This is a genomic window from Reyranella sp. (assembly GCF_044224635.1).
Classification (GTDB): domain Bacteria; phylum Pseudomonadota; class Alphaproteobacteria; order Reyranellales; family Reyranellaceae; genus Reyranella.
The window spans coordinates 186,321-210,723 of the sequence record NZ_JBGAKA010000002.1; the positions used below are offsets into that span (position 1 = coordinate 186,321).

At 64.6% G+C, this 24,403-nt stretch carries 30 protein-coding genes and 1 pseudogene; 20 read left to right on the forward strand and 11 right to left on the reverse strand.

All coding sequences use genetic code 11. The features are described from left to right. Positions 1–23 precede the first annotated feature (23 nt). Complete coding sequence (locus tag ACILR9_RS02635; protein ID WP_395708330.1) at positions 24–473, reverse strand: OsmC family protein; 450 nt, start codon at positions 471–473, stop codon at positions 24–26. Between the two features lie 157 nt (positions 474–630). Between ACILR9_RS02635 and ACILR9_RS02640 the strand changes: the two genes are divergently transcribed. Continuing rightward, positions 631–1,533 (forward strand): hypothetical protein, encoded by a 903-nt coding sequence (locus tag ACILR9_RS02640; protein WP_395708331.1) that lies wholly within the window; start codon positions 631–633, stop codon positions 1,531–1,533. Between the two features lie 208 nt (positions 1,534–1,741). Beyond that, positions 1,742–2,113, forward strand: a complete 372-nt coding sequence (locus tag ACILR9_RS02645) for a hypothetical protein (protein WP_395708332.1) — start codon at positions 1,742–1,744, stop codon at positions 2,111–2,113. Between the two features lie 56 nt (positions 2,114–2,169). Here the strand turns inward: ACILR9_RS02645 and ACILR9_RS02650 are convergent, their stop codons facing one another. Beyond that, positions 2,170–2,490 carry a hypothetical protein gene (locus ACILR9_RS02650; RefSeq protein ID WP_395708333.1) on the reverse strand — a complete coding sequence of 107 codons (321 nt, stop codon included), beginning with the start codon at positions 2,488–2,490 and terminating at the stop codon, positions 2,170–2,172. 90 nt (positions 2,491–2,580) lie between these two features. Between ACILR9_RS02650 and ACILR9_RS02655 the strand changes: the two genes are divergently transcribed. Then, positions 2,581–2,871, forward strand: a complete 291-nt coding sequence (locus tag ACILR9_RS02655; protein ID WP_395708334.1) for a hypothetical protein — start codon at positions 2,581–2,583, stop codon at positions 2,869–2,871. A gap of 425 nt (positions 2,872–3,296) precedes the next feature. Here ACILR9_RS02655 and ACILR9_RS02660 read toward each other — a convergent pair whose 3' ends face one another. Then, positions 3,297–3,716 (reverse strand): MarR family winged helix-turn-helix transcriptional regulator, encoded by a 420-nt coding sequence (locus tag ACILR9_RS02660; RefSeq protein ID WP_395708335.1) that lies wholly within the window; start codon positions 3,714–3,716, stop codon positions 3,297–3,299. A 260-nt stretch (positions 3,717–3,976) separates the two neighbouring features. Between ACILR9_RS02660 and ACILR9_RS02665 the strand changes: the two genes are divergently transcribed. The 3 genes from ACILR9_RS02665 to ACILR9_RS02675 are packed head-to-tail and all read left to right on the forward strand — an operon-like array spanning position 3,977 to position 6,911. Then, a complete protein-coding gene (locus tag ACILR9_RS02665; RefSeq protein ID WP_395708336.1) occupies positions 3,977–4,450 on the forward strand; it encodes a methyltransferase family protein in 474 nt (157 codons plus the stop codon). A gap of 52 nt (positions 4,451–4,502) precedes the next feature. Beyond that, positions 4,503–5,126 carry a TVP38/TMEM64 family protein gene (locus ACILR9_RS02670; RefSeq protein WP_395708337.1) on the forward strand — a complete coding sequence of 208 codons (624 nt, stop codon included), beginning with the start codon at positions 4,503–4,505 and terminating at the stop codon, positions 5,124–5,126. A 3-nt stretch (positions 5,127–5,129) separates the two neighbouring features. Further along, positions 5,130–6,911 (forward strand): nucleoside hydrolase, encoded by a 1,782-nt coding sequence (locus ACILR9_RS02675; RefSeq protein WP_395708338.1) that lies wholly within the window; start codon positions 5,130–5,132, stop codon positions 6,909–6,911. Between the two features lie 168 nt (positions 6,912–7,079). On the opposite strand, the gene ACILR9_RS02680 is transcribed toward ACILR9_RS02675, so the two are convergent. Both ACILR9_RS02680 and ACILR9_RS02685 read right to left on the reverse strand, forming a co-directional pair. Beyond that, positions 7,080–7,616, reverse strand: coding sequence for a Spy/CpxP family protein refolding chaperone (locus ACILR9_RS02680; RefSeq protein WP_395708339.1), 537 nt, complete (start codon positions 7,614–7,616; stop codon positions 7,080–7,082). 63 nt (positions 7,617–7,679) lie between these two features. Further along, on the reverse strand, positions 7,680–7,916 hold the full coding sequence (locus tag ACILR9_RS02685) for a hypothetical protein (protein WP_395708340.1): 237 nt from the start codon (positions 7,914–7,916) through the stop codon (positions 7,680–7,682). Between the two features lie 177 nt (positions 7,917–8,093). On the opposite strand from ACILR9_RS02685, the gene ACILR9_RS02690 reads away from it, so the two are divergent. Further along, positions 8,094–9,317, forward strand: coding sequence for an efflux RND transporter periplasmic adaptor subunit (locus ACILR9_RS02690; RefSeq protein WP_395708341.1), 1,224 nt, complete (start codon positions 8,094–8,096; stop codon positions 9,315–9,317). Beyond that, a complete protein-coding gene (locus tag ACILR9_RS02695) occupies positions 9,314–12,469 on the forward strand; it encodes an efflux RND transporter permease subunit (protein WP_395708342.1) in 3,156 nt (1,051 codons plus the stop codon). The genes ACILR9_RS02690 and ACILR9_RS02695 overlap by 4 nt, the downstream gene beginning before the upstream one ends. A gap of 39 nt (positions 12,470–12,508) precedes the next feature. Here ACILR9_RS02695 and ACILR9_RS02700 read toward each other — a convergent pair whose 3' ends face one another. Beyond that, positions 12,509–12,904 (reverse strand): helix-turn-helix domain-containing protein, encoded by a 396-nt coding sequence (locus ACILR9_RS02700; protein WP_395708343.1) that lies wholly within the window; start codon positions 12,902–12,904, stop codon positions 12,509–12,511. A 71-nt stretch (positions 12,905–12,975) separates the two neighbouring features. On the opposite strand from ACILR9_RS02700, the gene ACILR9_RS02705 reads away from it, so the two are divergent. The 5 genes and pseudogenes from ACILR9_RS02705 (at position 12,976) to ACILR9_RS02725 (ending at position 16,697) form a co-directional block, all read left to right on the forward strand. Beyond that, on the forward strand, positions 12,976–13,830 hold the full coding sequence (locus ACILR9_RS02705) for a cation diffusion facilitator family transporter (protein WP_395708344.1): 855 nt from the start codon (positions 12,976–12,978) through the stop codon (positions 13,828–13,830). 100 nt (positions 13,831–13,930) lie between these two features. Then, entirely contained in the window at positions 13,931–14,479 is a 549-nt protein-coding gene (locus ACILR9_RS02710; RefSeq protein ID WP_395708345.1) for a TRAP transporter small permease subunit, read from the forward strand. 31 nt (positions 14,480–14,510) lie between these two features. Continuing rightward, positions 14,511–15,881 (forward strand): TRAP transporter large permease subunit, encoded by a 1,371-nt coding sequence (locus ACILR9_RS02715; protein WP_395708346.1) that lies wholly within the window; start codon positions 14,511–14,513, stop codon positions 15,879–15,881. A 110-nt stretch (positions 15,882–15,991) separates the two neighbouring features. After that, positions 15,992–16,435: pseudogene (locus ACILR9_RS02720) on the forward strand (efflux RND transporter permease subunit); the annotation flags it as partial. A gap of 64 nt (positions 16,436–16,499) precedes the next feature. Then, positions 16,500–16,697 (forward strand): GDCCVxC domain-containing (seleno)protein, encoded by a 198-nt coding sequence (locus tag ACILR9_RS02725; RefSeq protein WP_395708510.1) that lies wholly within the window; start codon positions 16,500–16,502, stop codon positions 16,695–16,697. A 42-nt stretch (positions 16,698–16,739) separates the two neighbouring features. Here ACILR9_RS02725 and ACILR9_RS02730 read toward each other — a convergent pair whose 3' ends face one another. Continuing rightward, on the reverse strand, positions 16,740–17,981 hold the full coding sequence (locus ACILR9_RS02730) for an MFS transporter (protein WP_395708347.1): 1,242 nt from the start codon (positions 17,979–17,981) through the stop codon (positions 16,740–16,742). 155 nt (positions 17,982–18,136) lie between these two features. Continuing rightward, positions 18,137–18,544: a helix-turn-helix domain-containing protein gene (locus ACILR9_RS02735; RefSeq protein ID WP_395708348.1), complete on the reverse strand. Its 408-nt coding sequence runs from the start codon at positions 18,542–18,544 to the stop codon at positions 18,137–18,139. A 66-nt stretch (positions 18,545–18,610) separates the two neighbouring features. Between ACILR9_RS02735 and ACILR9_RS02740 the strand changes: the two genes are divergently transcribed. The 3 genes from ACILR9_RS02740 to ACILR9_RS02750 are packed head-to-tail and all read left to right on the forward strand — an operon-like array spanning position 18,611 to position 19,992. After that, positions 18,611–19,006: a hypothetical protein gene (locus ACILR9_RS02740; protein ID WP_395708349.1), complete on the forward strand. Its 396-nt coding sequence runs from the start codon at positions 18,611–18,613 to the stop codon at positions 19,004–19,006. After that, positions 19,003–19,221 (forward strand): GDCCVxC domain-containing (seleno)protein, encoded by a 219-nt coding sequence (locus tag ACILR9_RS02745; RefSeq protein WP_395708350.1) that lies wholly within the window; start codon positions 19,003–19,005, stop codon positions 19,219–19,221. Before ACILR9_RS02740 ends, ACILR9_RS02745 begins: the two co-directional genes overlap by 4 nt. A 15-nt stretch (positions 19,222–19,236) precedes the next feature. Next, positions 19,237–19,992, forward strand: a complete 756-nt coding sequence (locus ACILR9_RS02750; RefSeq protein WP_395708351.1) for an alkylmercury lyase family protein — start codon at positions 19,237–19,239, stop codon at positions 19,990–19,992. A 121-nt stretch (positions 19,993–20,113) separates the two neighbouring features. On the opposite strand, the gene ACILR9_RS02755 is transcribed toward ACILR9_RS02750, so the two are convergent. From ACILR9_RS02755 to ACILR9_RS02765, 3 genes are all read right to left on the reverse strand, one after another. Continuing rightward, positions 20,114–20,728, reverse strand: coding sequence for a class I SAM-dependent methyltransferase (locus ACILR9_RS02755; protein WP_395708352.1), 615 nt, complete (start codon positions 20,726–20,728; stop codon positions 20,114–20,116). A 350-nt stretch (positions 20,729–21,078) separates the two neighbouring features. After that, on the reverse strand, positions 21,079–21,792 hold the full coding sequence (locus ACILR9_RS02760) for a transmembrane anchor protein (protein WP_395708353.1): 714 nt from the start codon (positions 21,790–21,792) through the stop codon (positions 21,079–21,081). 9 nt (positions 21,793–21,801) lie between these two features. Next, the gene (locus ACILR9_RS02765) at positions 21,802–22,515 is read right to left on the reverse strand and encodes a HupE/UreJ family protein (protein ID WP_395708354.1); all 714 of its coding nucleotides are present in this window, start codon (positions 22,513–22,515) and stop codon (positions 21,802–21,804) included. 55 nt (positions 22,516–22,570) lie between these two features. Here ACILR9_RS02765 and ACILR9_RS02770 point away from each other — a divergent pair, with 55 nt between their 5' ends. The 4 genes from ACILR9_RS02770 to ACILR9_RS02785 are packed head-to-tail and all read left to right on the forward strand — an operon-like array spanning position 22,571 to position 24,389. Beyond that, complete coding sequence (locus ACILR9_RS02770) at positions 22,571–22,843, forward strand: metal-sensing transcriptional repressor (RefSeq protein ID WP_395708355.1); 273 nt, start codon at positions 22,571–22,573, stop codon at positions 22,841–22,843. 4 nt (positions 22,844–22,847) lie between these two features. Beyond that, a complete protein-coding gene (locus tag ACILR9_RS02775; protein WP_395708356.1) occupies positions 22,848–23,762 on the forward strand; it encodes a nickel/cobalt efflux transporter in 915 nt (304 codons plus the stop codon). Positions 23,763–23,766: 4 nt separating this feature from the next. Further along, entirely contained in the window at positions 23,767–23,934 is a 168-nt protein-coding gene (locus ACILR9_RS02780; RefSeq protein WP_395708357.1) for a hypothetical protein, read from the forward strand. After that, positions 23,934–24,389 carry a hypothetical protein gene (locus tag ACILR9_RS02785; protein ID WP_395708511.1) on the forward strand — a complete coding sequence of 152 codons (456 nt, stop codon included), beginning with the start codon at positions 23,934–23,936 and terminating at the stop codon, positions 24,387–24,389. The genes ACILR9_RS02780 and ACILR9_RS02785 overlap by 1 nt, the downstream gene beginning before the upstream one ends. Positions 24,390–24,403: the final 14 nt, after the last annotated feature.

Sequence of the window (24,403 nt, forward strand, 5' to 3'; positions counted from 1 at the left end):
GCGCCCCCTCGCCCGCCTCGCCGTCAGACGAGCCGGCTCTTGATCAGGATTTCCGACACCAGGGTGCGATGCACGGGACAGCGCTCGGCAATCTGCAGCAGCCGCTGGCGCTGGCTGTCATCGAGCGGGCCAACGAGCTCGATCACCTTCTCGATGCGGTCGATCCTGCCGTCCTTGGTCTCGCACTCCGCGCAGTCGGTGGCGTGGACCCGATCGTGCGTGAGCTGTACCTTGACGTCGGTCAGCGGCCACTTCTTCTGGCGCGCATAGAGACGCACGGTCATTGCCGTGCAGGTGCCCAGCGCGGCTAGCAGGTACCCGTAGGGGCTCGGCCCGCTGTCATTGCCGCCGGCCTCGACCGGCTCGTCGGCCTGCAGCACGTGCGGGCCGGTGCGCACGGTCTCGCCGAAAGGTCCGTCGGCACCGTCGATGAGCACGACGCCGGGCGGAAGGCGATCACGCGTGTCGGTCATGACTTGGCCTTTCTGTCGCCTGAAAGAGAGACGACTCTACCTCACCAGCCAAGCCGCATCCCCCCGGATCGACATTCCGGGCCCAGCGATCGCCCAAGTCGGTGCCGGGCAGAGGCGGCGGGCCAGACGTGCAGGTAATTCTCCGGGGAGGGTTCGGATGTACGATCCCAAGGCGACTGCGGTCATGCGCCCGCGCGACATGCAAGTCTTTCGCAGCGTAGCGCTGATCCAGAAGGTCTACATCATCGTCCGGCAGACCAATCCGCAATCCATCCAGTTCATCGGTCAAGCCGACTACATGGCCAAGCCGATCGACTGCAAGCCCAAGACGGCGGATTTCGATGCCGACATTGAGGGCCACCTCGTCGAGACGGCAGGCCTTGTCGTCAACCCTGAGCTGTTCGGGTTCGAGGCCATCTTCAAGAGCCCTGGCAAGGCTGCCAAGGCCAAGAAGGAATGGCAGAAGTTCTTCTACAAGCTGCACGAGCGCGGCGAGCCGATCGGCCTCTGCCAGCCGCGCAACGATCGCGAGGTGCGCACCTGGCCGGGCGCACGCCCGGGCTGGGCGGTGCAGATGTGCAGGACGTCTCGCCACTATGGTTGCCTGATCTATTCGACCTATCCGCAGGGCCAGAACGGCAAGTACGTCCACGGTGACTACGACCTGTTCGGAATCGCCCCGGCCGGCGACCCCACCGTGGTCCGGCGCCGCAACGAAGAGCTGTCAGGACAGCTGCATTCGCGCGGGCCGAACACCAGGTCGGTCCAGTTCGCCGTCAATGCCCTGAGCGGCATGCCGCTCGTCAAGCACGGCGAGCAGGAACTGTTCGCCGGCTTCGACGAGGAAGCGCTCGACGTATTTTGTCCCGACGGCAGCATGCGCACCCTGCATACGGCCTCCGAGGCGATGCTGTTCTACAGCACCGAGCTCAAGGGTCGTCAGATCTTCACCGGCGACGGCCGGCCGGCCGGCGGCCTGTGGCTGAAGCCGAGATCGGACGGTGATGATGCGCTGGCGCGTACCATCGCGGAAATGGTGGGCGAGCTCGGCCGCCTGTAGCGCCCCCTGATCGGGCCGGTGGCAGGTGGCTTGATCGTCTCTATCTCGACTGGCGCGGCGCATTCTATGTCCCCGTGGGCCTAGCACTAGCGCAGTCGAGCTGCCTGTCGCTGGTCGAACCGAGCACCTGCTTCCCGACCGGACCGGCGTGGCGAGGCGAGGCGAGGCTACGGTGCGATCAGTCCTGCTGCCGAGGTGAACCGTGGACATGACCGTTTCCGCCGGATCATTGTGGAAGCTGTCGGAGGTCGATTTGCTCGCAGCCTACCATGGCATCCGACGGCAATACGTCGAAAGAAAGTTCGCGCGTGACACCGAGCGTGCGAGGATGGAGTGGCAGAAGGCAAAGGCGTTCACGAACGGCACAGGCGGGGTGACGGAGCGCAGGAACGCCGTGGACGCTTCCGAGGAGTTCGGTCGCAAAGGCCAGCAGGTACGCGAGATGACCCGGGATCTGGAGCTGCTCCAGGCGGATGTCGATCTCATCGCAATGATCGTTCGCCTGCGCGGCCTCTCGCCCGGAAGCGATGGCAGGGCTGACGGCACGCACGACGGAGAAGAGGCCGAGCGCGGCATTTAGCGGCGACAGGTCAGATCGCGACGATACCTGACGCTCGCACGCGCGAGCGTTTCAGCTCAGGCACGAGGCGGCAGGGTGATATCTGCATCCTTCAGCAGGCGCTCGAGCGTCGGGATGGACGCCCTGGCATCTCCCTCGCGGCACTTGGCCACCGCCTCCCCGCCTTGGACGTCCGGCCTGACCCCTGCCATGTTGGCGGAATTTGGATCAGGGCCGACGTAGCGCTGATAGAGTTCGGTGAGCTTGGCGCAGTAGGCAAGGTCCTGCGGTGAGCTGGGCGATTGTGGCTGCTGTGGCGAGGTGCTCGGCTGTTGCCTCTCGCAGGCGACCAAGGACAGCCCAAATACGGCCGTCAGCAGAAGGGCGGGTCGGCGCATGTTCTCTCTCCTGAGTGCACCCTGAGGTTGGCGGAGCGGGCTCGCCAGTCTAGCGCAAAACGCATTCCCAGCCTGAATATCGGCGCAGCCGTGAAGACCTCGCTGGATGCCGCGCGGATTCTTCTGTTCGATCCGATCGGGCGCCTCGAGAGGGATCGGGGAGTCACCTTCGAGCCGGGCAGAAAGGTCGGGACGACACCGACCGAGCTGGACGGGCAGCTGATTGCGCCGCTCGACGACAACCGCAGGTGCTTGGGGAAGCGCGATGAACGCACCGGACTGGACTTTGCCCTAAGTCTGCCGCTTGACCCAGGCTTGTGCGGAAGTTGGCGTCCCGCCCTGGATGAAAGTGAGAACTATGTACTGCCTGGAGCACTCTGAGATTTGGCGCCAGGTCGTCCTTGGATATCCGGCGCGGTCCGGCTTTGACCGGCACTACGCCCTCTTGGCGTCGGCCGCTAGGGCGCCGCAATCAACCGAAGAAAGCTAGCGCTTCCGCCTCGTGGAGGATCATCTCACTCTATTGATTCACACCGTCTGGAGGGGCCACTTTGTACACGACAACACGAGTATACTCGCACCAGGGGTTGCGGTTGTTGCTTTCGCTCGTCTGACGGGCCGGCCTTCGACAGTCAGCACAGGACGCGCGGTTGCGCCGGCGATAAGGACGACCTTGCTGACCGCGATCGGAACGGCGCGTGCTTGCGCCAGGCAGCTAGGTCTCGACTGACGCCAGCATTAGCTCAAGCACGCTGGACGATGCGTGTCGGCTATTATCTTTTCCTGAAGTAAGGTCACGTATCTCACTACGACACCCGCTCCGACAGCGCTTTCACATCATCGCTCAACTGCCGCACGCTCTCGGTGGATTTGCGGATATCTGATTCGCTGAGACCGACACACATTGTCGAAGCGATCAGCGCCAGCTGGGTGTTCATTTCCCGGTAGCGCGCGTCGCCTTTGGGCGTGAGCCGCATGAGCTTCGAGCGTCGGTGCTTCGGATTGTCAATGAATTTGACGAGCCCCTCGGCCGCGAGCTCATCCGCCAGCCGCTGCATCCGCTGGCGGCTGGTGGGCCGCATCTGGGCGATGTGAGGCACGGTCAGCGGACCAAGCAGTGCAAGGCTCCGCATGAAGCCGAACGCACCGCCGCCCCAGGCGGTGATTAACCCTGTCTTCTGGCCAACGGCCCGTATCCTGAAGAAACACTGGGCCACTTCGAGCATTAGCTGGGCGATCGCCTCGGCCTTGCTGTCAACGGTTGGGCTCGCCCCCGCCCTTGGGACCGCCCCAGTCCTTGGGACCGCCCCAGTCCTGTGTCTTTCCGACGCCATCGCTTCCGTTCCCTCTAGTTGCACCAGCTTCTCCAGTTGACACCTTGGTTGTCAACTTGCAGAATGACACCTTAGTTGTCATTTTTAATTTTCTGCTGCGTTGGCCTCCAGCATCTGCGGGAGCATGCATGCGTAAAGACCCGGCTGGGCAAATGAACGACACCAGAACAGCAGGTGTCATCGCGCGGCCGCCTCTCCTCTTTCTAGGCGCTCTTCTGCTGGGGTTCGGCGCGGACCGCCTGCTGCCCTTGGTGTTCACTGTTCCGGGTCATGTTCCGATCCTCTGGACGGTCGGCGCCTGCCTGATCCTGATTGGCGTCGCGCTCGCGGCCGCGGGCATTCGCAACTTCTCCCGAGCGGCAACGCCGGTGCCCACGAATCAGCCGACTCGCGCGCTCGTGACGATCGGCGTTCATGGGTGGACGCGCAATCCGATCTACCTCGGACTGTTTCTGGTCTATGGCGGCATCGGCGTAGCTGCACACAGCACGTGGATCATTGTCCTGGCGCTGCCTCTTGCAAGCTTAATCCGCTACGGCGTCATCGCCCGCGAGGAGGTTTATCTCGAGCGGCGCTTCGGCGATGCCTACCTCGACTACAAGCGACGGGTGCGGCGGTGGCTCTAGCCGTTGGATAACTGCTGGCAGGACCGGCCGATCGTCAACGGCGGAGGTGCAAATGAGATCGAGCCTCACCATCATCGGCGCTCTGGCAATCCTGCTCGCCTCCTGTGCGAGAATCCCGACAGATCAGGACGCCAACGATGCTGTTTCCATGCTCCGGGACTACGACAGCTGGGCATGGGCAGTGGGCATTGCGCTCATCTGGGCAGATCTGGTGCTGCCGGTCCCGCAGACGGCCGTCATAGCCGACCTCGGCATCATCTACGGCACGGTGTTCGGGGGACTGCTGGGCAGCGTCGCCCTGATCACCAGCGGCATCCTCGGCTACGCCCTGATGCGCACCTCGGCGCGGCGGTTTGTCGATCGCCTGGTGGGTCGCCGATTCCGGAGCAAGACGGAGAGCTTGTTCGACAGATCCGGTGCCTGGGCAATCGTCCTGTCGCGCAGTCTCCCCTACAGCGTACCGGAAGCCATCGTATTCCTGGCCGGCTTTGCCGGCATGCCGATGGGAAAATTCATCATGGCGCTGACGGTTGGCAGCGTGCCAACCGCCTTTGCGTTTGCAGCCATCGGTGCCGGCTGGGCCGATCAACCGATCCTCGTGCTCATGGTGAGCTACGTCCTTCCCATGTTGCTGCTTCCCATCGTGCTGTACCTCATGCGCCCGCGCGCATCCTGACCGATGTCGACATTCATCATAGTCCTCCGCGTCGCCTCGCTGCTCGCCTTCGCAGCGCCTCTCCTGCTGACTGCCGGCGGGCGTGGCCGCAAACGCAGCCGGAGCGGCGACCGGCGTCGGGGCGACCTGACCCCGGTCCTCGCAAACTTCGCAGCCTTCGGGCTGTTCTTGGCGTTGCTGGCGTTCTTTGCCGGCAACGCCAAGGGTCTCGCAGCGCTATTGCTGGCGGTGTGCGGATGCCTTCTCGCCGCGACGGGCGCCGCGCTCGTCCTCTGGTCCCGGGCCGAGCTCGGCTCGGCATGGAGTTTCGTGCCGGTGGCGGATCAAGGCACGGGCCTCGTCACAACAGGTCCCTATCGTTTCGTGCGCCACCCCATCTACCTCGGCCTGTCGATGCTGGCGATGGGCGAGGCCCTCGCCTTCAGCAGCTGGCCTGCCGTCGCGATTGTACTTGCCGCGATTGTGCCGACCTTTGTGTGGCGCGCGTGGGCGGAGGAAAGACTGCTGGCTGACACGCTTGGCGAACGCCACACCATCTACCGAAAGCAAACCAAGATGATCATCCCGCACCTCCTGCGCGGGACCGCCGGGATTTCGACGCGTCCGTCGAGTTCGGATGGTCAGTCATTTTTTCCGGTCGGGGTATCCGAAGCCGCGATGGAGCCGGATCGTCAAGCGTTCGTCCGAGTGGGGGTTTCCCTGTTGCTCCTGGCGGCGGCTCTGCTCGCACTTACCTGCATCGTTCCCGTTCGAAATTGGCGTACCGGCGAATCCGGGGATCGGCCCTTGCCGCTGGTGCGCGGCGGACCGCACGTGGATCGGCCGTCGCGTGTATGGATCGATACGGATGCTGCGTGCAACGGCGTCCACGCCGATCCGGACGATTGCTTTGCGCTGCTCGTCCTCATGTCCTCGCCGGACGTCGAGATCGTCGGGATCTCGACCGTTTTCGGCAATGCGCCGCTGTCCGTCGTCGACCGAACGACGCGCGACCTGGTTGGGCGCGCTGCTGGACGCTCGGACATCCTTGTCCACAGCGGCTCGTCAACTGCGTTGGGGGCTGAACGGACAGCTTCTCTCGAACCCGCGCATGCTGCACTCGAACGCGCGCTCGAGCACGGTCCCCTCACCATCGTCAGTCTCGGGCCGCTGACGAACGTCGCGGCGACGCTGCGGAGGAGGCCGGATCTGGCGGACAACGTCGGTCTGCTGGTTTCGGTCATGGGTCGGCGTCCCGGCCACGTCTTCCACCCGGCAGAAGGCAGGAATTCGGGTGGCATTCTCTTCGGCCACGGACCGATCTTCCGCGACTTCAACTTCTCCAAAGACCGAACCTCGGCTGCCATTGTCCTGGATCGTGTCAAACGCATCACCCTGACGCCATACGCGGCAGCTCGCGAGGTCATGGTGACTCGTCGGGATCTCGCTCGAATGAAGAGCGGCCCTCGCACGGCGGCATGGCTCGCAGAAAGGGCCGGACCTTGGCTCGACTATTGGCAGGAAGACAACGGCCTGCCGGGGTTCTACCCATTCGATGCGCTCGCAGCACTCTACGTCCTCCACCCGCAGCAGTTCAGTTGCGCGAGGGTCTCTGCCTGGATCGCCGAGGACGATCGGCTGCCCGTGCTGTGGCGGGTTGCGCTTGGCTCGACCGGACTGCTCGTCGGTTCGGAGTCCGATCGACCGCAGATCACGCGTGCATCCGGTGCTGTCACCTATTGCGGCGGGGTAGGCGACGACCTCAAGGACCTGCTTATAGGCGTGTTGACCAGACAGAGTCCCTAACCTCCGCGAGAGCTAGCGCCACTATGCCGAGGCACCCCCTAGGAACACTGCCGTTCCGCGCAGCCTCGCGGCCCCCAGTCGCGTGCTTGCAGGCCTGCTCCTCACCCTATCCGGGTTCGGATGGCCACACGTCCTCAGTGGTGGGCAGCACTGGAAGGCGAGAAGGCATCAATGCCGGTGCGGCTTGGCTTCACCGCCAGCGTAGCCGCGCAACTCGTTATAGCGCGCGACCTGTTCGGGCGTCAGCACCTCGACGGTGGCGAGATGATATTTCAGGTGTGCTATTCGAAGAGCCGCCTGCACCGAGGCAGTTGCTTGCACCCCGTCGGCGAGACTCGCCTCAGTGATGGTCTTGCCGGCGAACTGCCGGTCGAGACTGGCTTCCGATGCGATCAATCTTTCGCCCAGCACCACCGCTTCGCTCTTCATCGCCTCGAACAGCCTGGCCATCCTGTCACGCTGCCCTGGCGTGAGGCCGAGCCGCTCGGCGAGTTCAAGGACATGGAGCGGCCCGGGATAGCCATTCAGCTCGGCGGCCAGCGCCAGGCTCATGCCCCGGCCGGCTTTGAGGTCGGCGATCTGCTGGTCCGACAGCGCCCTGATCGGCCGTGCTTCGAGACCAGAATAGGGTTGGCTTGCCTGCGGCCACGCCATCTGTGGGGCGAAAAACAAGGCAGCGACTGCGGCCAGCATCCATTTGTTCATGACAATCTCCTGCGTTGCCTGGCCGCACGTGACGCGCTTGTGATTGGTAACCGGGCACCGGTGCTACACTATACGCATCATGAAGCGCATTCGCGCCCTTGCCGCCTTTTGGGGCTGTCTCGCTGTGCTGGCGAGCGGCTTGATGAACGTGGCTCTAGCGCTGCCGTCGGGTGCGTCGGCGACTGAACGCAGCACGGCAAGCGCGCCCTGCAGCCATTGCGATGAGTGCGACAGCGTACCCTGCACGATGCCGGCAGCCACGTGCGTGCAGGCTTCCTCGAACGCGACACCGACGCTCACGACCGGCACTCTCGATCTGCAGGTGATCGGCTTCAGCAAGATCCGTTGGCATCTTCGCATGACTGCCCTGAGCGGCCTGTCGCCGCCGCCTGACCTGTTCCCTCCGCGAGCCTGACTCTTCGTCAGTCGGCTTGAGCCCGCGCGCATTTTTGCGCGCGGGCATCGTGGAGGTTCGTCATGGTTTTCGTCGCCAAGCGGCGGCCCGGCATCGTCGGCGCCGCGTTCATTGCCGTCTTTGCCGTCCTGGCCGTCCTTGCCCTCTCGGCGGCTGCGCCCGACGCGCGCGCGGCCGATCCGGTCTGTCCGGGCAGCAAGGTCAAATACTACCGCAATCCGATGGGCACGCCGGAGACCTCTCCCGTGCCCAAAAAGGATTCGATGAACATGGATTTCATCGCCGTCTGCGAGAGCGAGGCCGGTGATGGACCGGGCACGGTCAAGATCAGCCTCGACAAGGTGCAGCGGCTCGGCGTGCGCAGCGCGGAGGTGCAGGCGCGTGCGCTGTCGCGCACCGTGCGCGCCTTCGCCACCGTGCAGTTCGACGAGCGCCGCCAGTTCGTCGTGGCGCCGAAGTTCGGCGGCTGGATCGAGAAGCTCGCCGTCAATGCCACCGGCGACACCGTGAAGGTTGGCCAGGATCTGTTCGACGTCTACAGCCCCGAGCTCAACATCCTGCAGCAGCAATGGCGAACCGCCGGCCGCAACGCCGACGCCACCGACAAGTTGCGCTATCTCGCCTTTCCCGAAGCGGCCCTCGAAAAGTTGCGCCGCGGCGACCCGCCCTCGCGCACCGTTGCCGTTCCCTCGCCGGTCGCCGGAACGGTGATCGAGAAGATCGCCATCGAAGGCATGCACTTCCAGCCGGGCGAGGCGCTGTTCCGCATCGTCGACACGTCGAGCATGTGGGTGATGGCCGAAATCTACGAGCAGGACCTCGCTTTCGTGAAGGTGGGCGACGCCGCCCGCGTCACCGTCAACGCCTGGCCCGAGCAACCCGTCGAGGGTCGCGTCACCTTCATCTATCCCATGGTCGGCAAGGAAAGCCGCACAGCAAAGCTGCGCATCGAGGTCGCCAATCCCGGCGGGCGACTGCGCGCCGACATGGCTGCTTCCGTCGAGATCGCCACGCCGCTCGACGGCAGCCGGCTTGCCGTGCCGGACTCCGCGGTGATCGACAGTGGCCGCCGGCAGGTCGTGCTGGTCGAGCGCGGCGAGGGCCGCTACGAGCCGCGACCGGTGAAGCTCGGCGCGCGCGTGCCCGGCTGGGTGCAGGTGCTCGACGGCCTCAAGTCCGGCGAGCGGGTCGTGACGCAGGCCACCTTCCTGATCGACGCCGAGAGCAACATCCGCGCAGCCCTTGCCGCCTTCACCGCCGGAGACGGCAAGGGAGAGTCGAAATGATCGCCGGCGTCATCCGCTGGTCGGCGCGCAATGTCCTGCTGGTGCTGATCGCCGCGTTAGCGGCGGTGGGCGGCGGCCTGTTCGCCGTCGGCCGGCTGTCGCTCGACGCCATCCCCGACCTCTCCGACACGCAGGTGATCGTCTACACCGAGATGCCGGGGCAAGCGCCGCAGGTGGTCGAGGACCAGGTCACCTATCCGCTGACCACGGCGCTGCTCGCCGTGCCGAAAAGCCGGGCGGTGCGCGGCTTCTCCTTCTTCGGCGTGTCGTTCGTCTACGTGATCTTCGAGGACGGCACCGACATCTACTGGGCACGCAGCCGGGTGCTGGAATACCTGAACTCCGGCACCGCGAAGCTGCCGGCCGGGATCAAGCCGGCGCTGGGACCGGACGCCACCGGCGTCGGCTGGGTCTATCAATACGTCGTGCTGGGCGCCAACCGAACCTTGGCCGAGCTGCGCTCGCTGCAGGACTGGTACATCCGCTTCGGGCTGGCCAAGGCGGCCGGCGTCGCCGAAGTGGCGAGCGTCGGCGGCTTCGTGCGGCAGTACAACGTCGTCGTCGATCCGGTGAAGCTGCGCAGCTACGGCGTGCCGCTCAGCCGGGTCATCGACGCCATCCGCGCTTCCAATCGCGAGACCGGAGGCCGCGTCGTCGAGATGGCCGAGGCCGAGTTCATGGTGCGCGGCCGCGGCTATCTGAAGGGCACCGCGGATCTCGAGCAGATCGTGCTCAAGGCCGACGGTCCGGTGCCGGTGCTGCTGCGCGACGTGGCGCGGATCGAGCTCGGGCCCGATGAGCGGCGCGGCGTCACCGAGCTCGACGGCGAAGGCGAGGCGGTGGGCGGCATCGCCTTGCAGCGCTTCGGCCAGAACGCGCTCGACGTCATCGAAAACGTCAAGGCGAAGCTTATCGACATCGCGTCGGGCCTGCCCGAGGGCGTGCGCATCGAGACGGTCTACGACCGCTCCGAGCTGATCCATCGCGCCATCGCCACCTTGCGCACCACCCTGATCGAGGAAAGCCTGGTGGTCGCGGCGGTGTGCCTGGTCTTCCTGCTGCATGTGCGCTCGGCCCTGGTCGCCATCGTCACGCTGCCGGTCGGCGTGCTGATGGCCTTCATCGCCATGCAGGCGCTGGGCATCGGTTCCAACATCATGAGTCTCGGCGGCATCGCCATCGCCATCGGCGCCATGGTCGACGCCGCCATCGTCATGATCGAGAACGCCCACAAGCATCTCGAACGGCTCGAGCCCGGCAAATCGCGCGGCGAAGCCATCGTCGCCGCCGCCGTCGAGGTCGGGCCGGCGCTGTTCTTCAGCCTGCTGGTCATCACCGTGTCGTTCCTGCCGATCTTCGCCCTCGAGGACCAGGAAGGCCGCCTGTTCAAGCCGCTCGCCTGGACCAAGAGCCTGGCGATGGCGGCGTCGGCACTGCTGTCGGTCACCCTGGTGCCGGCGCTGATGATGCTGTTCGTGCGTGGGCGCATTTTGCCGGAGCATAAAAATCCGGTGAACCGGGCGCTGATCTGGCTCTACCGGCCGCTGATCCGGCTGGTGTTGCGCGCGCGGCTGCTCACGATCGGCATCGCTGTCGCCGCACTCGCGGCAACGGCGTGGCCGGCGATGCGGCTGGGGGCGGAGTTCATGCCGAGCCTCGACGAGGGCACGCTGTTCTACATGCCGGTGACCCTGCCGGGCCTTTCGGTCACCAAATCGGCCGAGCTGCTGCAGACCCAGAACAAGATCATCAAGTCGTTTCCCGAAGTGGCCTCGGTGTTCGGCAAGGCGGGCCGCGCCGCGACCGCGACCGATCCGGCGCCGCTCGAAATGTTCGAGACCGTGATCAACCTCAAGCCCAAGGCGCAATGGCGCAGCGGCATGACGATCGACGCGCTGATCGCCGAGCTCGACCGCGCGCTGCAGTTCCCCGGCGTCAGCAACGCCTGGACCATGCCGATCAAGGCACGCATCGACATGCTGGCAACCGGCATCCGCACGCCGGTCGGCGTAAAGCTGCTGGGCCGCGACTATGCCGAGCTGGAGGCCGTCGCCCGCCAGGTCGAGGCGGCGATCCATGGCGTGCCCGGTACGACCTCGGCCCATGCCGAGCGCGTCACCGGCGGCTACTTCCTCGATGTCGTGCCCGATCGCGGCAAGCTCGCCCAGTACGGCGTCATGATCGAGGAGGTGCAGCAGGCGGTGGCGAGCGCGCTGGGCGGCGAGGCCGTGACCACCACCGTCGAGGGCCGCGAGCGCTATTCGGTGAACGTGCGCTATGCGCGCGACTTCCGCTCCGATCCGCGGGCCATCGCAGCCGACGTGCTGGTGCCAACCATGCGCGGCGGCATGCTGCCGCTCGGCCAGCTCGCCGATGTGCGGCTCACTCAAGGGCCGACCACGATCCGCACCGAGAACGCCCAGCTCGCCGTCTATGTCTTCGTCGATTTCCGCGGCCGCGACCTTGCCGGCTACGTCGCCGACGCGCGCAAGGCGGTGCAGGAGAAGGTCGTGTTCCCGCCCGGCACCTATGCCGTGTGGAGCGGCCAGTTCGAGTATCTCGAGCGGGCCGAGGCCAGGCTGAAGATCGTCGTGCCGGCGACGCTGCTGCTGATCTTCGTCCTGCTCTACCTCAATTTCGGCCGCATCGCCGAGACGCTGATCGTGATGCTGTCGCTGCCCTTCGCCCTGGTGGGCGGACTGTGGCTCGTCTGGTGGATGGGCTTCAACATGAGCGTGGCGGCGGCGGTTGGCTTCATTGCCCTGGCGGGCGTCGCGGCCGAGACAGGCGTGGTGATGCTGATCTATCTCGACCACGCGCTGATCGCGCGCCGTGCGCGATGCGCGGACGAGGGCCGCGCCTTCACGCGCGCCGATCTCCACGCCGCGATCATGGAGGGCGCCGTCGACCGGGTGCGGCCCAAGATGATGACGGTGACGGCGATCGCCGCCGGCCTGCTGCCCATCCTGTGGAACGAGGGCACCGGCTCGGAGGTCATGCAACGCATCGCCGTGCCGATGATCGGCGGCATGGCGAGCTCGACGCTCCTCACGCTGCTGGTGATCCCGGCGATCTATGGATTGGTGAAAGGATGGCGGCTTACTGCCGCATCGAAGCCTGTGCTCAATCTCGATCCCCAAAAGGTCGGTTAGGCATCTCTCCCGAAGCGCAGGAGACCAGCCTACCCAGGATCAACGCATATTGGTGAGCGCATCGATCACGCGGCAGTCGACGACACGCCCATTCTTGCAGGCGCGCACCATTCGCTTCAGTTCATCGCGCAGGACGGTGAGGCGACTCAGTCTGCTTTCGACAGCTGAAAGTTGAGCGGAAGCCAGGTCCGACGCGGCCTTGCACGACAGTTCAGGTTTCTCCTGCAGGGCGAGAAGAGCCCGTACGGAAACAAGGTCAAATCCCAGTTCCCGGGCATGGCGGATGAAGGCCAACCGGCCGGCATCGTCTTCGCCGTAGATTCTGCGGCCGTTTGTGGCACGGCGCGCCTTCGGCAATACACCGGCGCGCTCGTAGTAGCGGATCGTCTCGATGTGGACGCCGCTTTGCTTTGAAAGCGCACCGATGGACATCATGGCAACGACCCCTTGTTACTGTAGTTACTACAGGATGTATACTTGTCGACCCCAAAGCAAGGACACCTCTCATGAGCGCAACAACCCTCGAGGGGGCCGTGCGGTACCGGGTAACCGGCATGGATTGCTCTTCCTGCGCCACCAAGATCGAAGGTGCGGCGCGCAAGATACCGGGCGTCGATGATGTCAGGGTGTCGGTTGCCTCGCAGGAAATGACGTTGCGGCTGCAGGACAAGGCCGCGCCGCTGCCGGAGCTCGAGCGGACGATCACCGATTTGGGCTACCAGCTCACGCGGCTGAGCGAGGACGATGACGACGACAGAATTCCTGACCTCTCGCACGTGACACCGGCGTACAAGCGCGCGCTTTGGATCGTCATCCTTCTCAACGTCGGTTATGGCGCCATTGAAATCGTCGGCGGGATCATAGCCGGCTCGCAGTCGTTGAAGGCCGACGCCCTCGACTTCCTCGGCGACGGATTCATATCGTTTCTCGGACTGATCGCCATCGGATGGGGTCTGCGGGCGCGCGCGAAGGCTGCGCTGCTGCAGGGCCTGTTTCTGACCGCGCTCGGCGTCGGCGTCATTGCCTACACCGGATATCGCGTGCTCGTGCTCAATCAGCCGCACGCAGAGCTGATGGGAATATTTGGTGCGATCGCGTTGGCCGTGAACATCGCTGCTGCCCTTGTGCTCATCCCGCATCGCAACGGCGATGCAAATGTCCGCGCCGTTTGGCTCTTCTCCCGCAACGACGCGATCGGTAACGCCGCGGTCGTTGTCGCAGCGGGCCTGGTGTGGTGGACAGGCACGCCGTGGCCGGACCTCGTCGTCGCCGCGGTCATAGCCGCCCTTTTCCTGCAATCGGCATGGTCGATCATTGCAGACGCGCGCTCCGATTTGAGACAGGCCAGGCGCGTTGTATGAGATGGTCGGCGCAAGGGAACGATTCGGCGAGCGCCATCGCAGGCTGCATCGTCGATCAGGTGAGCAAGGGCGCCGCGATTGGGCTTGAGAGGAGTCGTTCATGTCGGTGATCGGCGCCTGCCGCGTATTGGAGCGCGGCATCATCGGGTTCGGTGCGCTTGTCGCCTGGGTCACCCTCATCCCGCTGATCGCCGTCTCGGTCTACGACATGATCGGCCGGCAGTTCTTCCACGTCGGCTCGACCCGACTGCAGGAACTCGAGTGGCACTTCTTCCTCGCCGTGGTGATGCTCGGCCTGGGCTATGCCTATCTGCGCGATGCGCATGTGCGGATCGACATCCTGCGCGACCGCCTGACGCTGCGCACGCGCGCCTGGATCGAGCTGTTCGGCTGCCTGCTGGTCCTAGTGCCGTTTTGCATGCTTCTCATCGTCCATGGCGGCGAGCTCGCGCTGAACTCCTTCGTCACGACGGAACGTGCGCGCGCGCCGCTTGGCCTGCCGATGCGCTGGATCATCAAGTCCACGCTACCGGTGGGCGGCCTCCTTTTGCTGCTGGCCGGCCTGTCCGTCGCCATCCGCAACGCGATGTTCCTCGCTGGGCGCGCGCCAAGCCCGGCGCCGGCCGGCGGAGAGTTGCAACGAGGCTAGCCGACGGCACAGCCGGCGCAGGGGGAGCGCGGTGGATTTCCTGATCGACAACCTCGCACTGTTCATGGTCCTGGCCTTGGCCGTGTTGTTGTTCAGCGGCTATCCCGTGGCGCTTGTTCTCATCGGTGTCGCGCTGGCCTTCGGCTTGATCGGCTGCGCGCTCGGCCAGTTCCCGCTGGTCGCCTTCTTCAACATTCCGCTGCGCATCTACTCGACGCTCGGCGAGAACCTGATCTATCCCGCGGTGCCCATGCTGCTGTTCATGGGCATCGCGCTGGAAAGAAGCGGGATCGGACGGGAGCTGCTGCTCTGCCTGCAGGTGTTGTTGCGTCGCGTGCCCGCCAGCCAGGCAGTCGCCGTGACAGTGATCGGCGTCATCCTGGCACCGTTGGCAGGCCTGGTCGGCGCCTCGGTAGCGACGCTCGCCTATCTCGCGCTCCCAACCATGCTGGAGCGCGGATACAAGAGATCCTTCGCCACCGGCTCGATTGCCGCTGCCGGCACGCTCGGCCTGATCCTGCCGCCGGCGATCATGCTGTATTTCCTCGCCGACGAGCTCGGCGTGTTCATTTCGCAGATGTTTCTTTCGACGATCGTGCCGGGTTTGGTCCTGGTGGCGCTGTACCTTGCCTACTATGTAGGCGCGGCGATTGTCGATCCGCGAATCGCACCCCCGCTCACGGCCTTGCCGACCCGTGGCGCGCTGCGACTCACGATCTATGTCGTGCGGAGCCTGGCCCTTCCGGTGCTGCTGATCGCCATGGTGCTTGGCTCGGTCATTGCCGGACTGGCCACACCGACGCAGTCGGCCTGCGTCGGTGCGGCTGGCGCAATCCTGCTGATGCTGCTCAATCGCAGCTTCTCGCTGCGCGCCATGCATGGGATCGTCGAGAGCACAGCGCTGATGACCGCGATGGTGTTTTTCATCGCCGTCGCCGCCACGGCGTTCTCCTATGTTTTCCGCTACTTCGGCGGCGACACGCTGGTCCTCGAGCTGCTGCGGGGGCTCGGCTTCGGCGACTGGGGCATGCTGCTGACCATGCTGGCGATCATCTTCGTGCTTGGCTTCTTCATCGACTGGATCGAGATCGCCCTCATCACCCTGCCGATCTTCGAGCCAGTGCTGAAGGCGCTCGATTTCTCGGCCTATGTCGGCTCGCCCGAGCTTGCCTCGCTGTGGATCGCCGTGCTGATCGCACTCAACCTGCAAACCTCGTTCCTGACGCCGCCCTTCGGCTTTGCGCTCTTCTTCCTCAAGGGCGCTGCACCACCGAGCGTCGCGCTGCGCGACATCTATCGGGGCATCGTGCCGATCGTCGCGATCCAATTGCTCGGCATCGCGCTGGTTCTGGCCTTGCCCGGCCTTGCGACCTGGCTGCCGATCTGGGCCGCTACGCCGTAACCTACCTCAGGGCCTGCTCCCCGCGTAGCGTCGTCCCTTCGCCAGAGCACGCGATTTCCGTACAGCCCTCTGCGGCCTTTCCGGATTATCGCGGAAGATCGGAGAAAAGCGCGGTAGGCTTCATTGCCTTGGCCGGCGTGGCAGCCGAGACCGGGGTGGTGATGCTGATCTATCTCGACCACGCGCTGATCGCGCGGCGCGCCCGATGCGCCGAAGAGGGCCGCGCCTTTACACGCGCCGATCTCCATGCCGCGATCATGGAGGGCGCCGTCGAGCGCGTACGGCCCAAGATGATGACGGTGACGACGATTGCCGCCGGCTTGTTGCCGATCCTGTGGAACGAGGGTACCGGCTCGGAGGTCATGCAACGCATCGCTGTGCCGATGATCGGCGGCATGGCGAGCTCGACGGTGCTAACGCTGCTGGTGATTCCCGCGATCTATGGATTGGTGAAGGGATGGCGGCTTGCGGCCTCATGGAAGCCCGTACCCGATGCCGATGCCCAAACGCCGGCCGGACTTCTCTCTCGGACCAGCGGTAGTGATCCGGGCTGATCGGCCGCCTTTGACAGGCAGCCCACCCGTGCCATGTTCAGCTATGACTGAGAAAACATTGGTGATGGCGTCCACCATAACGTGCCCGACATGCGGGCATCGTGAGACCGAAACCATGCCGACCGATGCATGCCAATTCTTCTATGACTGCAAAGGATGCACGGCAGTGCTGCGGCCGAAAGCCGGCGACTGTTGTGTGTTCTGTTCCTATGGCGACGCAGCGTGTTCGCCCGTTCAGCAATCCGGAAAATCCTGCTGCTGATGCTCGAACTGTGCCACGATCGGACTAGCGTCGTGGTACGGCTCAAGGCGGTGCGGGCGGCTTCACGATGAACGCCGCTGCGCCACAGGCCAGACTGAGCGCCCCCGATCCGATCAACGCGTAGGTATAGTTTCCCGTCCAGTCGATGCTTGCGGCGAAGGGCAGCGGCCCGAAGGCCGCGCCGCTCACCCCGAACAGCGATGCTGTGCCGCGGATTGCCCCGAGGTTGTCGCGTCCAAAATACTGGGCATAACCCGCTGCGGAGATAGCTTGCTGCGAGCCGTAGGCAGCGCCGACGCATAGGGCGTACATCCAGCTAATGACGATGCCGCTTCCGACGGCTGGCAGCAGGGACGCCGCCGCCAGCGCAGCCATTGAAAACGGGACCAGGCGTCGGGGCTCGTAGTGATCGACCAAAGCTCCCGTGCCGAGCGTCGTTGTGACCTGAACAGCCGCAAGCGCCGACAGAAGCACAAGTGCGGCGCCGCGCTCGATGCCGGTGCCGAGCATGATCGAGAAGTGATTGAGCAAGAGCGCGGTACCAATGGCATTGGTGAGGAAGCCGACAGCGCTCAGCAGCCAGAAGACGCCCGTGCCAAGCGCCTCCTTGCGGGTGAACGAGGGCTCCTCCAGCGTGCGTCCGGCGACGGGCGGCAGTCCTGCATCGGGGCGTAGCCCGAGTGTTTCCGGCCGGCCTCTGAACACGAGTGCCGCCACTGGCAAGATCGTCATGGCGACAAGCAGGGCGAGTGCCACGTAAGCACCGCGCCAGCCGTATTGCGCTATCAAAAAGTCGATCAGCGGCGGGAAGACCATCGAGCCCGCCGCGACACCCAGGCTGGCAGCCGCAGCGGCGATGCCGCGACGCTGGACGAACCAGAGATTGACGACGTAGCCGCTCACCAGGCTAAGGCCGCTGATGGCGGTACCGCGCAGCATCGCAAAGCCGATCAGCAGCATCAGCTCCGAACGGACCATCGCCATGTACGCACACGCCAGGGCGAGTGCCGCGGCGATGATCGTTGCCGTGATGCGTGGTCCGCGCTTGTCGATCCAGCGACCCACCAGGGGTGCCGGCAGGATGCCCGCTAGCGTTCCCGCCGAGTAGGCGACGGAAGCCCATGTGCGCGAGATGCCAAGCTCTTGCGTAACGGGGTCGAAGAACACCGATACCCCGGCCGTCTGACCCGGCAGCGTCATGAACGAGCCGAGCGTGCCGGCCGCCAGAATTATCCAGCCGTAGTGAATCGGAAGACGTTTGATCAGATGAGCCCCCTCGCGCACTTGTAGCACACAGGCGGCCGGATTATTCCGCGTCGTGCGCCGCCGTCGGGGGCCGCCCGATCGTGCGCAGGGCGCAGCTAGTGGCAGCCCGTTCAAGTCGTCCGCCCGGTAACAACGGCGGCCCAGTGAGGGGAGACGGGGCTGCCTCTCGCACCTCAAGGCGTGTGAAGAGTTTCCAGCAACGGGCAGGCCGGCAGAGTGCCGTCCGTGCAAGCACTGACCAGGTCGGCCAAAGCCTGCTCCATGCGACGCAAGTCGCCGAGCTTTGCTCGGACGTCGGACAAATGCGTGGCCGCAATGTCTCGTACGCGGCGGCAAGACCGGGATTTGCCGTCTGCCAGATCGAGAAGACGCCGAACGTCGTCGAGCGAAAAGCCGAGGTCCCGGGCGCGACGAATGAAGGCAAGTCGCTCGACATCGGGCGCACCATAGGATCGGTATCCCCCTGACGTGCGACGCGCCTTGGACAACAAGCCGATACGTTCGTAGTAACGGACAGTCTCGACCTTCACGCCAGATTGGCTCGAAAGCCGACCGATCGGAAAATTCTGCGAGGCCGTCATGGTCTCACGCTCCTGTGATCCAGAAGGGCTTGAGCCTGTAGTCGCTACAGGGTGCAGGATCACCGTATGGTGACGCAAGCCAAAGAGCAGTTTGATAAAATGGCGCAGACGGGCACAGGGCGCGGCGCAGCCAAGGCCGTGTTTGCCGCGGGCGGCCTCCTGGCGGCCTTCGGCGTGGCTTCGTGCTGCGCTCTTCCCTTCGCTCTATCTGTACTGGGCATCAGCGCTGCATCTCTTGTCGGTATTGGCTACTTTGCGGCGCAGTTTCAGCAAGAGCTGTTCTATGCGGCGACGGCTTGTCTGGCTGCTACTGCCTGGCTGATGTTTCGTCGTCGGAGAGCCCCGACGTGCGCGCCTTCTGGTGGGCGCGCCAACTCCGTGTTGGACTGGGGCAGCAAGCTCGCCGTCCTTCTCGCCATTGGCCTGCTTGCCCTGACTTTCTGGATCGAGCCGCCTCTATGAACGTCATCTTGCAATCAACGCTGACCTGTCCCGAGTGCGGGACCGCGAAAGTGGAGTCCATGCCCACGAACGCTTGCCAGTACTTCCATGAGTGCTCGAGCTGCAAGACGCTGCTCAAGCCAAAGCGGGGTGACTGTTGCGTCTTTTGTTCCTTCGGGTCTGTCCCATGCCCGCCGATCCAGGAAGGCAAACGCGACGACTGCTGCACCCGATGATAGGGGAGAAAGCCGATGGATCCGACAGCCAGGCCATCCGAACTCTCGGTTGAGATAAGACCGGGCGTTCGTCGGCCAGACTGGTCGGCCATCACCGAACCGCAGGCTCGCCGAGCTCTTGCGGGGCGCCTTGCTTCTCGTGCGGGCCTGCTGAATCGATGGGCGGTGAAACTGGGTGATGATGAAGATCTGTTGTGGCGCACGATTCTATGGCTCTATGTCGAGCTTGGATGCGCGCCGACGCGAACCGAAATGGCTGCCAGAACCGGCGTACCGGACGCCCGTCTCTCGACTCTGCTCGCAAGCCTCAGGTCGCATGACCTGATTGACCTCGATGACGTCACCGGGGAAGTGATGCTTGCCTACCCCTTCACCGAAGCGGCCACTGGCCACCGAATCCATTTCGGCAAGCACACCCTGAACGCTCTCTGCGCCATCGACGCACTTGGCGTGGCGGCCATGTACCGAAGGGGCATCTCGATCTCGTCGCGGTGCCATCAATGCGGCTCGCCTATCCACGTAGAGACCCGTGCACAAGGCGAGAGGTTGAGGAGCACTCAGCCGCGCGGCGCGGTCGTCTGGTACGACTTTGCTTACGACGGTAGTGCCGCTTCCTCGTGTTGCCCGGCAATCGCATTCTTCTGCTCCGAAGAGCACCGACGCGAGTGGTGCGGAACTCAGTCGCCCCCTCGGGCCGGGATCGATCTGACGATGGGCGAAGCCACGCAAGTTGGCAGCGCCATCTTTGGACCGATCCTGATGCCGGGGTAACAATCGGGGAACTGTGAGATGCCGAGGGTCATGGCTTCATGGCCGCGACCGGATTGGACGAAAGCTGTCCAATCAATTCGCGATTAGGTACTTGCCAAACCCAACACAATAGCCAGTAGGCTTACTGTCTCTTCAGCACCGTGTATGAAAAGCGCTGCTCGGACCCCCATGGTGTCTTGTGGGTCTCATTCGCATGAGCAGTGAGCGCGAAGGCCAAGCCCAGCCGAGAAGCCAAAGTTTCTGGGCTGTACCGTTGCACGGGGAGGCCGCTGCATTTATCGGGACCGTCAAGCGCAAAGGTCGCCATGACTACTGTGGCGCCGGGCGCGGTTCCGGCGGTCAGTGCGGCGATGTACGCATCTTGTTGCGCTCGTTCGGTGAGAAAGTGAAACACCGCGCGGTCGTGCCAAATGTCCCAGGTCCGCGCCGGCTTCCACTGCGTGATATCGGCAACGATCCATCCGACCCGGTCGCCCGCACTGCCGAGGCGCACTTTCGACCGGTCAAGCGCCGGCTCGGCAATGTCCAGGACCGTAACGTCGCCAAAGCCTCGGGCCAGAAGATCATCGACCAGGGTCGCCGCGCCGCCTCCCACGTCGATCACCGACGCCTCGCGGTCGGGAGACGCCGAATCGATCAACTCCAGCGACCGTATCGAGTGCGGCTGGAACCAGCTCACGGCGGTTTCTGCCTTGGTAACATAGACGTTGTCCCAATAGCTGCGCGAGCCGCCCATGGGTGCCTCCTCAATCCGGCGACACGCGCCAGAAGCAGATGATGGCAGATTTCTAGCCCAGTTTACCGAGGCGCAGCCAGCGCCCCTTCTGCGCGGGTTCTGCTGGCGGCTTCACGACGGCCTTTAGCCGGGCCTCCCAGCGCTTCTCGTCCTCATCTACTTCGGCAGCGCGAGCGGCCTCGATGAAGGGTTGCTTAGGGGATTAAACTGAATCGATTGGACAGACGCTCTCCAATCACCAATCACTTTGGACGACAATCGATGCCCTCACCGAGCTACCTGGGGCGCGCCGTTTCCGTTGACGACGGGCTGTATGGGACAGGGGTGCCTACCGATAGGATTCCGCCAGCCTAGTTCATACGCTTGATCTCGGAGTAAGCGCCCGTTGTCTTGAGCGTGATTGTCACGTTCCTGGTACTGCGGTTGCGCCAGAACCAGCCATGACTGCCGTCATACATTGCCATCAGAGTCCCGGAATCGGAGGCGACGTCGCGGCCCTTCTTGTAGCTGGTCTCCTTGCCGCCGCCCTTGGGCGAGGCATGCAAATCGTAGTTCACGCTGCCACCGTCGGTCTTCCACGAATACTCGACGACGGCGCCGCGCGTCATCGTGAGCTTGTACTCGACGCCCTCGTTGGGTTTCAGGGTGACGACGGTCTCGTCGGTCTTGCCGCCGGGCGCGGGCTGCGCCACGGATTTGTTGGGCGTTTTGTTGGCGGGCGCGGCCTCGTCGTCGTCGTGGGGATGCGCCAGCGCCGGCGACACCAGCAGGCCGCCGATGATGTCGCCCAGGCTCGAGCGCCGGTCGGGCGCCGCCGGTGCAGGCGCCGGCTGCCGGTCGCGCTGGCGGTCGGCTTCGGCCTCGATCGCAAGCTGCTTCTTGATCTCGCCCATCTGCGTGAGCTGCAGCGCGCGCCCCACGCCAGTGGGGTCGATCGCATATTCGGCGGGCAGCACGATCGTGACCAGGATGACGGAAGCCGCGACGATGGCGATCGCGGTCGACTTCAGGAGCTGGCGGGTGCTCGGCAGCTCGGCGCGGGTCGGAATCTCGGCATTGAACATGGCGGGACCTCAGGCGCGGTTGATGAAGAAGCCGGTGAGCTGGTAGCCGATCAGCACGAAGCCGGCGGTCATGATGGCGACGTTGGCGGCATAGGCATGCCGCCAGAAACCGATGGTCCGGCGCCAGAAGCCCATGACGATCAGGATGGCGGTCAGCGCCAGAAGCTGGCCGATCTCGACGCCGACGTTGAAGGCCAGCAGGTTCGGCACCAGCCCGTCCGGCGAGATCTCGTAGTCGATGATCTTGGTCGACAGGCCGAAGCCGTGGAAGAAACCGAACACCAGCGTCGCCAGCTTGGTGTTGGGCTGGAAGCCGAACCACCTCTGGTAGGCGCCCAAATTGTCGAGCGCCTTGTAGACCACCGACAGGCCGATGACGGCGTCGATCAGGTGACTGTTGAGGCCGACATTGAAATAGACGCCGAGCAGCATCGTGGTCGAGTGGCCGAGCGCGAACAGGCTGACATAGAGGGCGAGATGGTTCAGCCGATAGAGGAAGAACACCACACCGAGCAGGAACAGGATGTGGTCGTAGCCGGTCACCATGTGCTTGGCGCCGAGATAGATGAACGGCAGCAAATACGCCCCGGAGATTTCCTGGATGTAGCCCTTGTCGCCCTCGGCGACGGCGTGGGCCAGGGCGGCGTTGGCGAGAAAAAGCGCCGGCAACAGGCTCCCGGCACGGAGCGCCAGCTTACGAGGGGCCAGTCCAACTGCAATCATCGATCTTGCTATATCCCCTCCAGGGGGATAGGTCTAGTGACCACGGGGTGACACCATGAGTGGCAAGCACGAGACCCATGGCGATATCGTCAAGCGCCTGAAGCGCAGCAACGGTCATTTGCGCGGCGTCATCGAGATGATCGAGCAGGGGCGGTCGTGTCTCGACATCGCCCAGCAGCTCCACGCCGTCGAGAAGGCGATCAGCGAAGCCAAGAAGACACTCATTCGCGATCACCTCGATCATTGCCTGGAGGAGACGGTCGGCCCGTTGCCCAAGGCGGAGCGTCGCTCGATCGACGAGTTCAAGGAAATCACCCGCTACCTCTAGGCCCATGCCTTCATTCGCTGACCTCCTGCAACAGGGCGCCGGCAACGCCTGGCTGTTCGTGCCGAGTGCGATCGTGCTGGGCGCACTGCATGGCCTCGAGCCGGGCCATTCCAAGACCATGATGGCGGCGTTCATCGTCGCGATCCGAGGCACGATCGGCCAGGCGACCCTGCTCGGCCTGTCGGCGACAGTCTCGCACACGGCGGTCGTCTGGGTGGTTGCGCTGATCGGACTCTATCTCGGCTCGCACTGGAACCCCGAGACCAGTGAACCCTACTTTCAGATCGTTTCGGCAATGCTGATCGTCGGCGTCGCGGTGTGGATGCTGGCCCGTACCTGGCGCGACCAGCAGCGCGAGAAGCAGGCGGCGACGCACCAGCACCACGCGCACGACGAACACGCGCACCACGACCCTGCTCACCACGACCAGGATCATCAGCATCAGCATCAGCATCAGCATCAGCATCAGCATCAGCATCAGCATCAGCATCAGCATCAGCATCGGCATCACGATCATGGTCTCGACGTCGGCACGCCCGGCTTTCAGGACGAGCACGAGAAGGCGCATGCCTCCGACATTCGCCGCCGCTTCGCCGACCGCAACGTCACGACCGGCCAGATCGTCGTCTTCGGGCTGACCGGCGGGCTGATCCCGTGCCCGGCGGCCATCACCGTGCTGTTGCTCTGCCTGCAGCTTCGCGAGGTCACGCTGGGCGTCGCCCTCGTCCTCTGCTTCAGCATCGGGCTCGCCGCCGTGATGGTGGCAGCCGGCGCCGTGGCCGCTGTCGGCGTGCGGCATGTCGGCCGCCGATGGAGCGGCTTTGAGACGTTGGCGCGCCGCGCACCGTACTTCTCGGGCGTGTTGATTGTCGGCGTCGGACTCTATGTCGGTTGGCAGGGACTCAGCCACATCCTGTGAGGCGATGGACACGATCCAGTCGATCATTCAGGCGCTGCTGACCGGTCTCGACGACCTGCATGCCGGCGTCTGCGGCGCCGCCACGGCCGCGCTGGGGCGGGCCTCCGCGATCTCGCCGCCGCGCCCGTTGCCATCGCTCTCGCCTTTGCCTTGCGCATGGTCCACGCGCTGATGCCCGGTCAAGGCAAGACCGTGTTCTTTTCCTACTTCCTGGGCAACGGCGCACGGATCACGACGGGCATTGCCATGGTGCTCAAGATCGCCGTCCTTCATGTCGGCACGGCAGTCCTGCTGCTGGTGGTGGGTGCGGCAGTCGTCCGCTTCGGCCGCCTGCAGGGTAGCCGCCGCGCCCTCGAAATCGGCAGCCATGCCGCCGTGGCCCTGATAGGCGCTTGGCTGCTTTATCGCGCCCTTGCCCGCCGCGGCGAAGACAGTCGAGACGACGGCGCGGCGGATGGTGGTCATCATCACGAGCGCGGCGGCATCCTCGCCTACGCCGTCGGGCTGCTGCCTTGCCCACTCACCATAATTTCTCATGAACTATGCGCTGGTGAAGGAAGCGGTGCTGGGGCGATTGCTTCTCGTCGCTGTCATGGCGGCAGGCATCGCCGTCACCATGAGCCGTAAAGCCGCTCGGCCGG